The organism is Pseudoxanthomonas sp. JBR18, from assembly GCF_028198165.1.
Classification (GTDB): domain Bacteria; phylum Pseudomonadota; class Gammaproteobacteria; order Xanthomonadales; family Xanthomonadaceae; genus Pseudoxanthomonas_A.
The window spans coordinates 1,016,002-1,030,000 of sequence record NZ_CP116339.1 but is presented as its reverse complement, the minus strand read 5'-3'; the positions used below and the strand labels follow the sequence as shown (position 1 = coordinate 1,030,000).

The window sequence follows — 13,999 nt, the reverse complement described above, 5'->3', positions numbered from 1 at the left end:
GTAACGATAATGCGGGTGAAAAGCCCGCACGCCGAAAGCCCAAGGTTTCCTTGCGCAACGTTAATCGACGCAGGGTTAGTCGGTCCCTAAGGCGAGGGCGAAAGCCGTAGTCGATGGGAAGCAGGTTAATATTCCTGCACCTCGTGTAAGTGCGATGGAGGGACGGAGAAGGTTAGGCAGGCCAGGCGTTGGTTGTCCTGGTGAGAGCGTTGAGGCGGTTCCCTTTGGCAAATCCGGGGGAGCAACGTTGAGACGAAGGACGAGCTCTTTAGAGCGAAGCTGCTGATATCACGCTTCCAGGAAAAGCTCCTAAGCTTCAGCTTACACAGACCGTACCGTAAACCGACACAGGTGGGTAGGATGAGAATTCTCAGGCGCTTGAGAGAACTCGGGTGAAGGAACTAGGCAAAATAGCACCGTAACTTCGGGAGAAGGTGCGCCTCTTCTGGTGAATAGCTGGGGGAGGCCGAAGTGACCAGGCCGCTGCGACTGTTTATCAAAAACACAGCACTCTGCAAACACGTAAGTGGACGTATAGGGTGTGACGCCTGCCCGGTGCTGGAAGGTTAATTGATGGGGTCAGCCGCAAGGCGAAGCTCTTGATCGAAGCCCCAGTAAACGGCGGCCGTAACTATAACGGTCCTAAGGTAGCGAAATTCCTTGTCGGGTAAGTTCCGACCTGCACGAATGGCGTAACGACAGCGGCGCTGTCTCCACCCGAGACTCAGTGAAATTGAAATCGCTGTGAAGATGCAGCGTTCCCGTGGCAAGACGGAAAGACCCCGTGAACCTTTACTATAGCTTTACATTGAACGTTGAGTTCGTCTGTGTAGGATAGGTGGGAGGCTATGAAACTGTGGCGCTAGCTGCAGTGGAGCCATCCTTGAAATACCACCCTGATGTGCTTGACGTTCTAACCTAGGTCCGTTATCCGGATCGGGGACCATGTATGGTGGGTAGTTTGACTGGGGCGGTCTCCTCCCAAAGAGTAACGGAGGAGCACGAAGGTACGCTCAGCGCGGTCGGACATCGCGCACTGTGTGCAAAGGCATAAGCGTGCTTGACTGCAAGATCGACGGATCAAGCAGGTACGAAAGTAGGTCTTAGTGATCCGGTGGTTCTGTATGGAAGGGCCATCGCTCAACGGATAAAAGGTACTCCGGGGATAACAGGCTGATACCGCCCAAGAGTTCATATCGACGGCGGTGTTTGGCACCTCGATGTCGGCTCATCACATCCTGGGGCTGTAGTCGGTCCCAAGGGTATGGCTGTTCGCCATTTAAAGTGGTACGCGAGCTGGGTTCAGAACGTCGTGAGACAGTTCGGTCCCTATCTGCCATGGGCGTTGGAGATTTGAGAGGGGCTGCTCCTAGTACGAGAGGACCGGAGTGGACGAACCTCTGGTGTTCCGGTTGTCACGCCAGTGGCACTGCCGGGTAGCTATGTTCGGAAGCGATAACCGCTGAAAGCATCTAAGCGGGAAGCGCGCCTCAAGATGAGATCTCCCGGGACACAAGTCCCCTAAAGGAACCATCAAGACTAGGTGGTTGATAGGTCAGGTGTGTAAGCGCTGTAAGGCGTTGAGCTAACTGATACTAATGATCCGTGCGGCTTGACCATATAACCTCAAGTGGCTTCGGCATACGCCGATGCACCACACACTTAGCCTCGACAACACGTCGATGCCATCTATACACTCCCTACATCACAAGTAACTACGCGAGACTGTGCGCCTCATCCGTTGTTTGGATGGCGACGCTCCAACCGTCTCCCTGGTGAAATTAGCGCTGTGGTCCCACCCGTTCCCATCCCGAACACGGAAGTGAAACGCAGTTGCGCCGATGGTAGTGTGGCTTAAGCCATGCAAGAGTAGGTCATCGCCAGGGCCTTACACCTAAAACCCCTCAGATCGAAAGATCTGGGGGGTTTTTCTTTGTCCGTCCGCAACCCGACAAACGCCCAACGGCGCCGTGCGACTTAATCCCCAACGCCGTGCCATACAGCACCCGCTGCGCGGCAAATCGCAGAAACCTCTCATCTGCGCGACTGCCCCATCAACGCGCGCGTGGTCAGGACATACGGCGCCAGACGCAGCATGGGAACCCAATCGGGCGACGCAGGCGGACTTTTCAGTCCTACGGTTGCGTCGTAGGCACAGAGCGACCCGTCAACCAGCAAACGCAGAACATCGGCGAAGGCAGAATGCCGAGGCGTGTTCGTGAAAACTTCGAACGCTTCAAGCCTGAGCCAGAGCGCTTACCGACGCCGGCCAACGCTCGACCAGATCCCACGCCACTCCGCACAAAGGAAAGCCTCCAGATCTGCGGATACAGCGTGTCATCAAGGCTGCAGGTCGAGAAGGCGTGCAGCCGGAATGCCCGAGGAGACAACTCAAGGGCGGCGACCATCCAGCTTCTCGCTTTTGAATGTCATTCTGCCTTGTGGGAGACAAGACGCAAATGCCCGCCCAGTTCGGCGAACTTGCCTGCATAAAGGGTTCATCAGAGGCACCAGGTGAGTGTCCTGCGCTACAGCACCGGGAACGGACAACGCCAGCGCAAGAAGCCAGGGCGATCACCTCGTCCAAACATCAAGAAGCCACACGTGAACAACCTGCCCTGTTCAGGGCAGAGTCCGCTATTTTTCACGGTGCGCTGCTGGGACGGGTGGCGTCATGGCCACACGTTTCAAACCGTTGCGAGGAAACACGCATGAACACGATTCGCATCATGCTGGTCGGTGGAATGATGATGGCGGCCAATGCCGCGATGGCGCAGAGCTATGGGCCGCAGGACGAAGGGCGCCGATTCAATGATGGAACCCGCGTGGTTTGCCACAACGTCGAGGTGCAGAAGAACAGCAAGGATCCCAACCGTATCGCCGGGACCGCCGCTGGCGCGGTGGTCGGCGGCCTGCTAGGCAATCAGATTGGCGGCGGGACCGGAAAGAAGCTGGCAACGGTCGGTGGCGCCGTGGCTGGCGGCGCGGTCGGGCGCACGGTGCAGGGGCACCATCAGGAACAGCAGGGCGATCGCGTGGTGGAGAAGCGTTGCACCCGCCAGTAAGCCATCGATTGGCGAATTGATCGCCTTCCCGAGCTTGAGACCTAGAGCGGGGCCAGTCATGGCCCCGCTTTTCTTTTTGGCGACTCAATGGAAGCGCCAAACCCGGCGCTTGGGCGCCTCCGGTCCGATTGAGTGCCCACCGCGGGTGTTTCGTCGGCGTTTGTGGCGTTTCGTCACCTGCCCGTCCCGGCTCTGCGAGCGGCGGTCTATCCTCGCGGCACGATTCAATGTCTTGGGGAAGGGGCGATGGCTGGTCTTTTTTTTGTCATGCGGATCACGCTGGCTTGGGTGCTCGCATTTGTCTTGCTGCTGATCATCTATGCGTCGATTCCCTTCATCGACAACGGACCAGCATGGCCAGTCGTGTTGGCAGCGCTGCTCTTCATCGGCTATGTCAGTGCGGGGGCGTTTTCGCACGTGCGCCGGGTGCGCCTGATCACCGGACGCGTGGATCCGGTCACCCTTGCCAACCGCCAACGACGCCAGATCGAGATCCCGCTCGGCGCTAGCGAGGCGTTTGCCCTGGTCGACGCGGCAGTACGCGAACTGCCGGGCGTCGAGGAGATCCAGAGTGCGCGTGACAGTCTGCAGGTGCGGGCGAAAGTGGGTTACTCGGATCCCTACGGGCGCCAGCGGCCGCCGGGCCGCTTCAGTCTGATTCCCTGGCTGGGCTTTCGTCGCAACCAGCTGCTTGCGACGATCACACCAGGCACCGAGAGCAGCAGCCTGTCGCTGATCTGCGAACCCGAAAGCGGCGCCTGGACCGACTGGCTGAAAATCGATCACGGCGCCAATCTGGAGCATGCCGATGCGATCAGCCGGGCGATCAGCCGCCGGATTGCGGAAAGCCGGCGCGCCGAGCAGGACAGCGCGCGCCAGATCGCGACCGACAAGGAAGTCGCGCAGGCCCGGCTGAGCCTGCTGCATGCGCAGATCGAGCCGCATTTCCTCTACAACACGTTGACCAGCGCGCAGTTGCTCACCCGGACCGATGCCGCCCGTGCCGACGAAATGCTGGGGCATCTGATCACTTATCTGCGGCGCTCGCTTCCGCGCGGCGAAGAAGTCTGGTCCACACTGGGCGAGGAGTTGGAACGCGCGCGCGCCTATCTGGAGATCATGAAGATCCGCATGGGACCGCGCCTGACCCTGCAGGTCGACGTCCCTGCGGCACTGCTCCCCCTGCCGCTGCCGGCCATGATGCTGCAGACCCTGGTCGAGAACGCGATCAAGCACGGGCTGGAGCCGCAGTCGGGAGGTGGCACGATCTGGCTGCTGGCGCGCGTGATGGAGGGACAGGTGTCCATCACCGTGGCCGACGACGGCCGGGGCTTTGCCGGCGGCACGGGAGGCACCGGAATCGGCCTGAGCAATGTCCGCGAACGCCTGCGCCTGCTGTACGGTGCACACGCCACCTTGGCGGTGGTCTCCAACTTCCCCAAGGGGGTCGCGGCAACGCTCAGCGTGCCGGCGGCCACCCTGCCGATCGCAGAGGAGGCGTCCCGTGCCTGATTGCATCGTGGCCGAAGACGAGCCTTTGCTGCGTGCCGCCTTGGTGGCGCACCTGGCCCAAGTCGCACCGGAGCTGCGCGTGGTCGCCGAGTGCGAAGATGGGGCCGACGCGCTGGAGGCCATCGCCAGCGCTCAGCCCGACGTCGCATTCCTGGATATCCGCATGCCCGGACTGACGGGGCTGGAAGTGGCTGCGGCCGCGGCCCAGGCCGGATATCGCACGCAGGTCGTGTTCACCACGGCCTATGACCAGTATGCCGTCGATGCGTTCGAACACGGAGTGGTGGATTACCTGCTCAAACCCATCGCTCCGGAGCGGCTGAAGGCCACCGTGCAGCGCGTGCTGGCACGCCAGGCGCCAACGCTGCCCGCTCAGCAAGCGCTGGCGGAGCTGTTCCAGCAGCTGGGTGGTGCGCTGCCGCGCACGGTCGCAGAACCCCTGGTCTGGCTCACCGCCAGCGTCGGCCGCGACACGCGCCTGATCCTGGTGGAAGACGTGGCGTACTTCCGCGCCGACAACAAGTACACCGTGGTGGTCACGCGCGAGGGGGAGGCGCTGTTGCGTACGCCGCTGCGCGAACTGCTGCCTTCGCTGGATCCGGCGCACTTCAAGCAGATCCATCGCGGCACGATCGTCAACCTGCGCGCGGTGGCATCGGTCAGTCGGGAGGACGGCGGCCGTGGCTGCCTGCGCCTGAAGACGCATCCGGATGTCCTCGCGGTCAGCCCGACCTTCATGCCGCTGTTCCGCGCGATGTAAGCCAAGGAGACCCACAATGCGACTGCATTCCATCCAACGCGGCTGGCGATCGCCGGCGGTGCTGTTTCCGATCCTGCTGTTGCTGGGCGGCTGCCATGTGCATGCCGATGTGAGCATCGAGTCGGTCGTCAGCCTGGACCACGTCAAGGTCGATGCCGCGCGGATCGTGGCGCGGGGCGATCGCGTCCGCTTCACGTGCATGCAAAGCCGAAGCGGCGCGTGCTATTTCAAGGTGGCCGGACCGGCAGCGGTCCAGGTGCCGCCAGATGCGACCGAGCTCGCCTTCCAGCTCGCCGCCGGGCAGAGCCGGGAACTGAAGGGATTGCCCGCCGGCTTCCGCCATTGCCTGGATTACACCGGCACGCCACATGCGCCGGACTGCGCCCTGTGAAAGAACGCAGGTCTCGATGGCCTCAGCCCGCGTAGGCCGCAAAGGCGCGCGCCACGGCTTCCGCGCCCGGGTCGACCACGCCACGTAACGCGTCCTCGGGTACCGCGGCCGATCTGCCGGCGCCGGCACGGGTCATCTGCGCGGTGCCGTCCGCGCCGCTGCGCGCTGCGTTGATCGCATCGGCCAGCGTGCCACCATCGAGCGCCTGGATGGCGGGAATCAGCGCATCGAGCATGGTGCGGTCGCCTTCGCGCGCACCGCCGTAATCCTGCATGCGCGCAATGCCCGCGGCCAGCGCGGCCGGCCAGCCGTCGCCGTGCTCCAGCGTCGTCGCCGCGGTGGTGAACAGGATCGACAGCAATACGCCGCTGGAGCCTCCCATGCTGTGCTCGATCAGTGCGGCGAGTTCGGTTGCCAGCGCGGCGTCCTCACCGGTGCTCAGACGATCCTGTGCAAGCGCATCGGCCAGGGCGCGGGCGCCATTGGCGAAGGTGGAACCGGCGTCGCCGTCGCCGGTGCGGGCGTCAAGCGCATCGAGTTCGGCCTCGGCCTGGATCAGGACTTCGGCCAGCCTGCCCAGCGCCGCGCCGCGTGCCGCGTCGCGCCGGCCACCGCCTGACTCGGCCCCCTGGCGCGACAGCGAAGGGGCGAAGTGTTTCACCGCATGCGGTTCGACCACGCCGGGCCAGCCCAGGGTCTCGACCGGCGTGCGCAGCGCGGCCAGCACGTCGTCATCGGCCGGTGCCAGCGTCACCGAAAAGCCATGCATGTCCATCGAGGTCATCAGCGCGGCCGGGCGCGGCATCAGGGCGATCCGCTCCACCCCGATACGGGTGAGCATGCCGCGGGTCAGCGTGCCCAGTTCCTGGGTAGAACAGCCGCCCAGGTCGTTGAGCATCACGACCAGGCGCGCGCCCGCGCCGTATTTCGCATCGGCTGCATCCAGCAGCGGGGCGAGTACCAGCTCCAAGGCGTCTTCGACACCTTGCGGGTCGACCTTGCGCGCGCCGGGCTCGTTGTGGATGCCCAAGCCCAATTCGGGCGAGCGCTTGCCCTGGGTCTGGCCGGGCACGGTGCAGCTGGACAGGGCCATCCCCAGGGACAGCAGGCGGTCGGCGAAGGCCTGGCCACGCTGGGCGATCTCGGCCAGTGGCAGACCTTGCGCGGCCAGATCACCGACGAACTTGTGCACCAGCACCGTGCCGGCCAGGCCGCGCGGCTGCTTGGCCTCGGGCAGGGCGATGTCGTCGGCCACAAGCACCGTGGCCACGTCGATCCCCTCGGCGCGGGCGCGCTCGGCCGCCAGACCAAAATTGAGCCGGTCGCCGGTGTAATTCTTGATCACCAGCAGCACGCCGGGCGCATCGGCGCAGGCGCGGATGGCGGCCAGCACGGCTTCCACGCCAGGCGAGGCGAACAACTCCCCGGCAATGGCGCCGCTGAGCATGCCCTTGCCCACAAAGCCGGCGTGCGAAGGCTCATGCCCGGATCCGCCGCCGGACAACACCGCCACCTGCGCCGGATCGCGCTGCGCGCGCAGGACGATGCGCACGCCGGATTCTGGCGTGCTCTGTAGCAGGGGCATCAGCTGCGCGGTGCCGGTGAGGATGTCGTCGACGATGGCGCGGGGCGCCCCGAGGAACTGCTGCATACAGGCAACCTGTCTGATCTGTCACGGGCGTCCGAGCTTAATGGACGCGATGTGAGCCGAACGCGCAGGCCTGGTCGCCCCGCGCGGCGCGCACGCATGCACAATGCCTGCCCCTCTACTGGAAGTTGCGCCCATGGCCGGAGCCAGCCTGCTCACCCTGCTTGACGACATCGCCACCCTGCTCGACGACGTGGCGGTGATGACCAAGGTCGCCGCGAAGAAGACCGCCGGCGTGCTGGGTGACGATCTGGCGCTCAACGCGCAGCAGGTGACCGGGGTCACGGCCGATCGCGAACTGCCGGTGGTGTGGGGCGTGGCCAAGGGCTCGCTGGTCAACAAGGCGATCCTGGTGCCGGCCGCGCTGGCGATCAGCGCCTGGCTTCCGGTGGCGATCCCCTATCTGATGATGATCGGCGGCGCCTACCTGTGCTTCGAAGGCGTGGAGAAGGTCGCGCACAAGTTCCTGCATTCGAAGGAAGAGGAGGCTGCGCGCCATGCCGAACAGGTCCGTGCGCTGGCCGATGAAAGCGTGGATGTGGTCGCCTACGAGCGGGACAAGATCAAGGGCGCCATCCGCACCGACTTCATCCTTTCGGCGGAGATCATCGTGCTGTCGTTGGGTGTGCTGACGGCGACTTCGCCGACGCCGCCGTTCCTGCAGCAGGTGATCGTGCTGACGCTGATCGCGCTGGCGATGACGGTGGGCGTGTACGGCCTGGTCGGCGCCATCGTGAAGCTGGACGACCTGGGCCTGTGGCTGTCGAAGAAGGGCGCCGGGCTGGCCGCGATCGGACGTGGACTGTTGGTGGCTGCGCCGCTGCTGATGAAGTTCCTCTCCATCGCCGGGACGATCGCCATGTTCCTGGTCGGCGGCGGCATCCTGGTCCACAACATCGGCCCGCTGCATCACTTCATCGAAGGCATCCTGCCCCAAGGCACGCTGGGCAGCGTGGTGTCGATCGTGGCCAATGCCGTGGTCGGCATCCTGGCCGGTGCGATCGTGCTCGGCGTGGTCCAACTGGTGGGGAAGGCCCGCGGCAACACGGCCGCGGACTGAGGCTCAGTTCACGCGCGGCGCGCGTGGCCCAGCAGGACCAGGCTCACCGCAGCCAGCCAGCCCAGCATCAGCACGATCACGGCTTTCTGTCCGAGGCCGTTCAAGGTGTCCGGGCACGCCCCCATCGCCCACAGCGAGGCAAAGCACAACATGCCCCACGGCAATGCCCAGCGACGATGCTGGCGCCAACGCGCATCGCGGCCGAAGATGTGCGCCTGCCAGATGATCCCCATCGTCGCGCACAGGAACGCGGTGGTCGCGGCGATGTGGTGGATGTCGCCCTGCAGGGTGACCGTGGCCTCGGGCATGTCCATCCAGGCGAAGGCGGTGATGCACAACGCCACCGCTGCGGTGACGAACAATCCCCGGCAGGCACGGCTGCGCGCCGTCGGGGCCAGGTCGCGCTGAAGTCCATGCACCAGCGCCAGCATGCCCACGCTGAGCACGCAGTAAGCGGTCTGCAGCAGATGGCCCCATGGGCCGATCAGGTACAGGCTCATCTGATCGTCCACCACGTCCAGGTCCGGACGCAGCAAGTGCACGATCACGGTAATGAGGACGAAGGCGCCCAGGCTGGACAGCGCCAGGCGCGGCCACGTTGCTTGGGGGCGCACGTCCTGATGGGCGGGCGTGGCGGCGATGACGGTCTCGGTACGGGTTGCCGTTCCTGGCATGGGTCTGTTCTGCTGCATCGTGCAGGCGTCCGATTCTAGTCGCCCTATGGGGACGATGCGATGCACGCGCTGCGAGGGGCCTGTTCAGCGGAAGAAGGCTGCGCAATCGGTCGTCGTCGTTATGTGAGGTCTCCCGGTCGCGTGTGACCCAAACCTACGGCGCCCCGGAGCCAGGCGGTGGGCTGTTCACGAGCCATCGATTCTCAACCAGCACCAGGCGCGTTGACGAAGCTGCCAGTCAGGCCCGATCAACCTTCGACGCAACCGAGGGGTCACTCTCTTGTACGCGGGCCCGCGCGCGGATCGCGCCACCGCGCTCCAGGGTCCGGTCCTCGGTAGGCGTGTCGCCCGGCAACAGGGTCCGGCGATGTTGCTCGCCCCAGTCGCGCAGCAGCAGTAGCACCGGTTCGAGCGTGCGGCCGAAAGTGGTCAGTTCGTACTCCACGCGTGGCGGCACTTCAGGGAACACCTCGCGGCGGATCACCCCGTCGGCCTCCAGCTCGCGCAGCTGTCGCGTCAGCATGCGCTGGGTGGCGTTGGGGACGCGACGCTGCAGCTGCATGAAGCGCTTCTTGCCGCCCAGCAGGTGGAACAGGATCAGGGGCTTCCATACCCCACCGATCACGTGCAGGGTCAGTTCGACCGTACAGCCGCTCTTGAACTCGGGTTGCTTGCGCATGGCACAGGATCACCGGTGATACCGAGGCACACGAGTGTACGTTCTGTAGCGCTCACTTCATGGCGGCTAGCATGGCCGCCATCGACACGACGGAACCAGGACCATGGCATTCAAGGCATTGCAGGTGAACAAAGTGGACGGTGGCGTGCAGCCGCAGCTGGTGACGCTGGAAGACAGCGACTTGATGGAAGGCGATGTCACCGTCGCGGTGGAGTACTCCACGGTCAACTACAAGGATGCGCTGGCGCTGAGCGGCAAGGGTGGGATCGTGCGGAATTTTCCACTGATTGGCGGCATCGACCTGGCCGGCAGCGTGGTCGATTCGTCCAACCCGAATTTCAAGCCGGGCGATCCGGTGGTACTCAACGGCTGGGCGCTGAGCCAGACCCACCACGGTGGGTATGCGCAACGCGCGCGGGTGAAGGGTGAGTGGCTGGTGCATCGCCCGTCGGCCTTCGACGCGCGCCAGGCCATGGCCATCGGTACGGCCGGCTATACAGCCATGCTGAGCGTGCTGGCGCTGGAGCACAACGGCGTCAGGCCGGGCGACGGCGAGGTCCTGGTGACCGGCGCCAATGGCGGTGTCGGCTCGGTGGCCATCGCCATCCTGGGCAAGCTGGGCTACCACGTGGTGGCCTCCACCGGACGCATGGAAGAAGCCGACCACCTCAAGGCGTTGGGCGCCGCCGAAGTGATCGACCGTCGTCCGCTGGGCGAAGCCGGAAAGCCGCTGCAGGGCGAACGCTGGGCCGGCGCGGTCGACAGTGTCGGCAGCCACACCCTGGCCAATGTGCTGGCGCAGACGCGCTATCGCGGCACGGTCACCGCCTGTGGCCTGGCCCAGGGCATGGACCTGCCGACCACGGTGGCGCCCTTCATCCTGCGCAATGTCACTCTGGCGGGCATCGACTCGGTCAACGCCCCGCAGGCCGTGCGCGAAACCGCGTGGCAGCGTCTGGCACGCGACTTGGATCCCGTGCTGCTCGCGTCGGTCACCACGGAAGTCGGTCTGGCCGAGGTGCCGCGCGTGGTCGATGACCTGTTCGCCGGCAAGGTGCGCGGACGCGTGGTGGTCGACGTGAACGCCTGAACGGTGCGCGCGCGTGCACCGGCGCGCACGCCTGCGCTAGGCTGGGGAGCAACGAGACAGGTGCGCGTGGGTATCCGCAGCGATGATGCAGGTCATGGTGGTCGGTGCGACCGGATTGGTGGGGAGCCTTGTGCTGTCCCAACTGCTGGTCGAGGAGACGGTCGAGCGCGTGGTCGCGCCGACGCGCCGGCCGCTGGCCACCGCCCATGCCAAGCTGATCAACCCGGTGGTGGATTTCGAAGCCCTGCCGCGCGATGCCGAGTGGTGGAAGGTCGACAGCGTGGTCTGCACGCTGGGCACGACGATGAAGCAGGCCGGTTCGCGCGACGCCTTTGCGCGCGTCGACCACGACTATCCGCTCCAGGTGGCGCAACAGGCGCTGGGCCGGGGGGCGCTGTCCTACGCGCTGACCTCGGCGGCCGGCGCCGACCCCGGGTCGCGCTTCTTCTACAACCGGGTCAAGGGCAACCTGGAGCGTGACCTGACCGCCCTGGGCTATGTCTCCCTGACCCTGGTGCGCCCCGGACTGATCGATGGCGAGCGTCATGCGTCGCGTCTGGTCGAACGCGCTGCGGGAATGACCTTGCGCATGCTCGGCCCGCTGCTGCCGGCTCGCTTGCGGATCAACCCGGCCGAATGCATCGCCACTGCCCTGGTCGATGCCGCGTTGCAGGCGCGCCCTGGGCGGCATGTGGTATCCAGCGAACGACTCGCGGCGTAAGCCAGGTGAGCACTGCGCGCGCGTGCTCGAAAACTGCTTGTTTTCAGCTGATCCGGTAACGCCTGCAACCAAAGTCGGCAGCGGGTTGGCGCGGTGGTATAAAGCACGCCGTTTTCGGCATGCCGGTCAGGTTTGATGCTCCACGCTGTCCGTTTCACCCCGCGCGCACGCCTGCCGCTGTGTGCGCTGGCGCTGGCCATCGCCGCGCCCCTGCACGCCGCCGACTTCAGCCTTGCCGATGGCGAGCTCACCGGGGCCTGGACCACGCGCGCCACCTTCGGTATGGGCGTGCGCACCACGGGTGCCTCGTCGCACTTGGTGGGCAAGGGCTTCCGCTCCGACGGTCGGGCCAAGGGCGGCGACGGCAGCGACACCTCCGATGACGGCAACCTCAACTACGGCGCCGGCGATGTGTATTCGGCACTGTTCAAGATCAGTACCGGGGTGGACCTGAAGTACCGCAACCTCGGCCTGGCCGTCAGCGGGCGGGCTTGGTACGACACCGCGCAACAGGACAACGATGTCCCGCAGGGCAATCAGCCCAGCGGCTTTGAGGCCAACGCGCCACTCAGCGACGACGGGTTCTCGCAATCCAACAAGTTTTCCGGCGCGATGCTGCTGGATGCCTATCTGTATGGAGGCTGGGACGTGGGCGAGCATGCCCACTGGGATGCGCGGGTCGGCAAGCAGCGGGTGAAGTGGGGCGAGGGGCTGTTCTTTGTCGGCCTCAACCAGGTCAACCCGTTCGACTACACCTCCCTGCGCCGCCCAGGCACCGATGCGGCCACCGAGGCGCAGCTGCCGGTCGAGATGCTGTGGAACAGGCTGAGCTTCGACAACGGCCTGTCCATCGAAGGATTCTGGCAGTGGAACTGGCGCCGCACCGAACTGGATCCCTGCGGCACCTATTGGTCGGGCACGGACATCGGCATCGACAACGGCTGCGCCGGCCTGCAGTCCAACGCCTACTATCCGATCAACGGCACCGCGGCCGGTGCCGGCCAGTGGCTCAGCGACGGTTATATGAACGCGGCTGGCGGCATCCTGCCGCGCGGCCCCGACATCGACGGCAAGGACGGCGGCCAGTATGGGGTGGCGGCGCATTACCTGCTCAAGCCGATCGCGACCGAGATCGGCGTGTACTGGATGCGCTACAACGCGCGCCTGCCGATTCTCAATGCCACCACGCCCAACAGCGCCATCACCAACACCGCGCTGGCTGCGGCGCTGGAAGCCGATGGCGTGCCGGCCGCCTATGCCGCGCTGTCCCAGCGCCTGAGCGGCATCACCGAGGCCTGGGAATATCCCAACGGCATCCACCTGATGGGTGTGTCGGCCTCGCACAAGGGAGGATCGTGGAAGTTCGCCGGCGAGGTGAGCTATTCGGACAACCTGCCGGTTCAGATCAACACCGCCGACATGTTTGCCGCGCTGACCCGCAATGGCGGGCCGATTGGCGGGCGGACGTTGGGCCGGCCCGAAGGCTTCCTGCTGCGCGGCTATGACCGCTTCGACAAGTGGCAGGGGCAGCTGTCGGCGGTGCGCACCCTGGGACCGATGCTCGGCGCCAGCAGCGGCCTGCTGGCCGGCGAGGCCGCCTGGCAGTACGTGAACCTGCCAGGCCTGGACACGGCGCGTTACGGGCGCGGCTTCGCCTGGGGCTATTCGCCGGAGGGCTTCGATGGCAGTTGCTCGGCGGTGCAGAACCCAGATGGCTGCGTGAATAGGGGGTATTTCACCAAGATGGCCTGGGGTTACCGGGTCAAAGGCCAGCTCAATTACACGGTGGGCGGCACGACCCTGTCGCCCAGCCTGACCTGGGGCCAGGACGTGCACGGCTATGCGGTGGACAGCAGCCTGGTCCAGGATCGCAAGACGGTCTCGCTGGGGCTGGCCGCCAAATTTGCGCGCCACGCCTTCGCCTCGGTGGCCTATGCCCATTACCTGGGCGACCCCCCCTACGATGTGCTGGCCGACCACGACAACGTGGTGATGGCCATCGGGACGACCTTCTAGTCCGCCACGCTCCAAGGCCTGCCAGGCGCCGTCATGGCTTCGTGCGATGGCGGCGTTTTGCGTTCAAGGCCAAGCGCGGCACCGCACGGTGACGTCACTGGTCACTGGGAAGACGACCCATCGGGGCGGATGTCTGACAGCGCCGACAGGGGGCTGGGTACCGTTCGGCGTTTTCCTGCAACACCCAGGCGGACAAGGCTTGCGTGATGTCATGAGATTGAGGTAGACGTTTCACATCCCTTTTATTGGGGCGTTCGTAGATTTAATCGCGGACGTCCTCCGGCCCCTCATGGCCGCGCCGTCCAATTCTCTTCGCGTCACGTCGCCTGGTTTCGCGCCATGGCGGCGGTTTGTGCTCCGCGCTGTTTTGGTTCGTGCTGTTC

10 protein-coding genes, 2 rRNA genes and 1 pseudogene (1 of these 13 cut by a window edge) are annotated in these 13,999 nt (G+C 65.1%); 10 read left to right on the top strand and 3 right to left on the bottom strand.

The window, feature by feature from the left end; all coding sequences use genetic code 11:
• From PJ250_RS04845 to PJ250_RS04820, 6 genes are all read left to right on the top strand, one after another.
• Positions 1 to 1,620: ribosomal RNA gene (locus tag PJ250_RS04845) — 23S ribosomal RNA — on the top strand; it begins 1,246 nt to the left of the window's first position.
• Between the two features lie 151 nt (positions 1,621 to 1,771).
• Positions 1,772 to 1,886, top strand: a 5S ribosomal RNA gene (rrf, locus tag PJ250_RS04840).
• 858 nt (positions 1,887 to 2,744) lie between these two features.
• Positions 2,745 to 3,065 carry a glycine zipper 2TM domain-containing protein gene (locus PJ250_RS04835; RefSeq protein WP_271648532.1) on the top strand — a complete coding sequence of 107 codons (321 nt, stop codon included), beginning with the start codon at positions 2,745 to 2,747 and terminating at the stop codon, positions 3,063 to 3,065.
• A gap of 132 nt (positions 3,066 to 3,197) precedes the next feature.
• Positions 3,198 to 4,577, top strand: a complete 1,380-nt coding sequence (locus tag PJ250_RS04830) for a sensor histidine kinase (RefSeq protein ID WP_333909503.1) — start codon at positions 3,198 to 3,200, stop codon at positions 4,575 to 4,577.
• Positions 4,570 to 5,337 carry a LytR/AlgR family response regulator transcription factor gene (locus PJ250_RS04825; protein WP_271647414.1) on the top strand — a complete coding sequence of 256 codons (768 nt, stop codon included), beginning with the start codon at positions 4,570 to 4,572 and terminating at the stop codon, positions 5,335 to 5,337. The genes PJ250_RS04830 and PJ250_RS04825 overlap by 8 nt, the downstream gene beginning before the upstream one ends.
• 16 nt (positions 5,338 to 5,353) lie before the next feature.
• Positions 5,354 to 5,728, top strand: a complete 375-nt coding sequence (locus tag PJ250_RS04820) for a hypothetical protein (protein ID WP_271647413.1) — start codon at positions 5,354 to 5,356, stop codon at positions 5,726 to 5,728.
• Between the two features lie 22 nt (positions 5,729 to 5,750).
• Here the strand turns inward: PJ250_RS04820 and PJ250_RS04815 are convergent, their stop codons facing one another.
• Positions 5,751 to 7,379, bottom strand: coding sequence for a dihydroxyacetone kinase subunit DhaK (locus tag PJ250_RS04815; protein WP_271647412.1), 1,629 nt, complete (start codon positions 7,377 to 7,379; stop codon positions 5,751 to 5,753).
• Between the two features lie 133 nt (positions 7,380 to 7,512).
• Between PJ250_RS04815 and PJ250_RS04810 the strand changes: the two genes are divergently transcribed.
• Positions 7,513 to 8,436, top strand: a complete 924-nt coding sequence (locus PJ250_RS04810) for a DUF808 domain-containing protein (RefSeq protein ID WP_271647410.1) — start codon at positions 7,513 to 7,515, stop codon at positions 8,434 to 8,436.
• Between the two features lie 8 nt (positions 8,437 to 8,444).
• Here PJ250_RS04810 and PJ250_RS04805 read toward each other — a convergent pair whose 3' ends face one another.
• Together PJ250_RS04805 and PJ250_RS04800 are read right to left on the bottom strand one after the other, a co-directional pair.
• Positions 8,445 to 9,110 (bottom strand): DUF998 domain-containing protein, encoded by a 666-nt coding sequence (locus tag PJ250_RS04805; RefSeq protein WP_271647408.1) that lies wholly within the window; start codon positions 9,108 to 9,110, stop codon positions 8,445 to 8,447.
• A gap of 364 nt (positions 9,111 to 9,474) precedes the next feature.
• Positions 9,475 to 9,789: pseudogene (locus PJ250_RS04800) on the bottom strand (helix-turn-helix domain-containing protein); the annotation flags it as partial.
• A 103-nt stretch (positions 9,790 to 9,892) separates the two neighbouring features.
• Between PJ250_RS04800 and PJ250_RS04795 the strand changes: the two are divergent.
• The 3 genes from PJ250_RS04795 (at position 9,893) to PJ250_RS04785 (ending at position 13,616) form a co-directional block, all read left to right on the top strand.
• Complete coding sequence (locus PJ250_RS04795) at positions 9,893 to 10,879, top strand: acrylyl-CoA reductase (NADPH) (protein WP_271647407.1); 987 nt, start codon at positions 9,893 to 9,895, stop codon at positions 10,877 to 10,879.
• Between the two features lie 85 nt (positions 10,880 to 10,964).
• The gene (locus tag PJ250_RS04790; RefSeq protein WP_271648530.1) at positions 10,965 to 11,600 is read left to right on the top strand and encodes a Rossmann-fold NAD(P)-binding domain-containing protein; all 636 of its coding nucleotides are present in this window, start codon (positions 10,965 to 10,967) and stop codon (positions 11,598 to 11,600) included.
• A 135-nt stretch (positions 11,601 to 11,735) separates the two neighbouring features.
• On the top strand, positions 11,736 to 13,616 hold the full coding sequence (locus PJ250_RS04785; RefSeq protein WP_271647406.1) for a DUF1302 domain-containing protein: 1,881 nt from the start codon (positions 11,736 to 11,738) through the stop codon (positions 13,614 to 13,616).
• Positions 13,617 to 13,999: the final 383 nt, after the last annotated feature.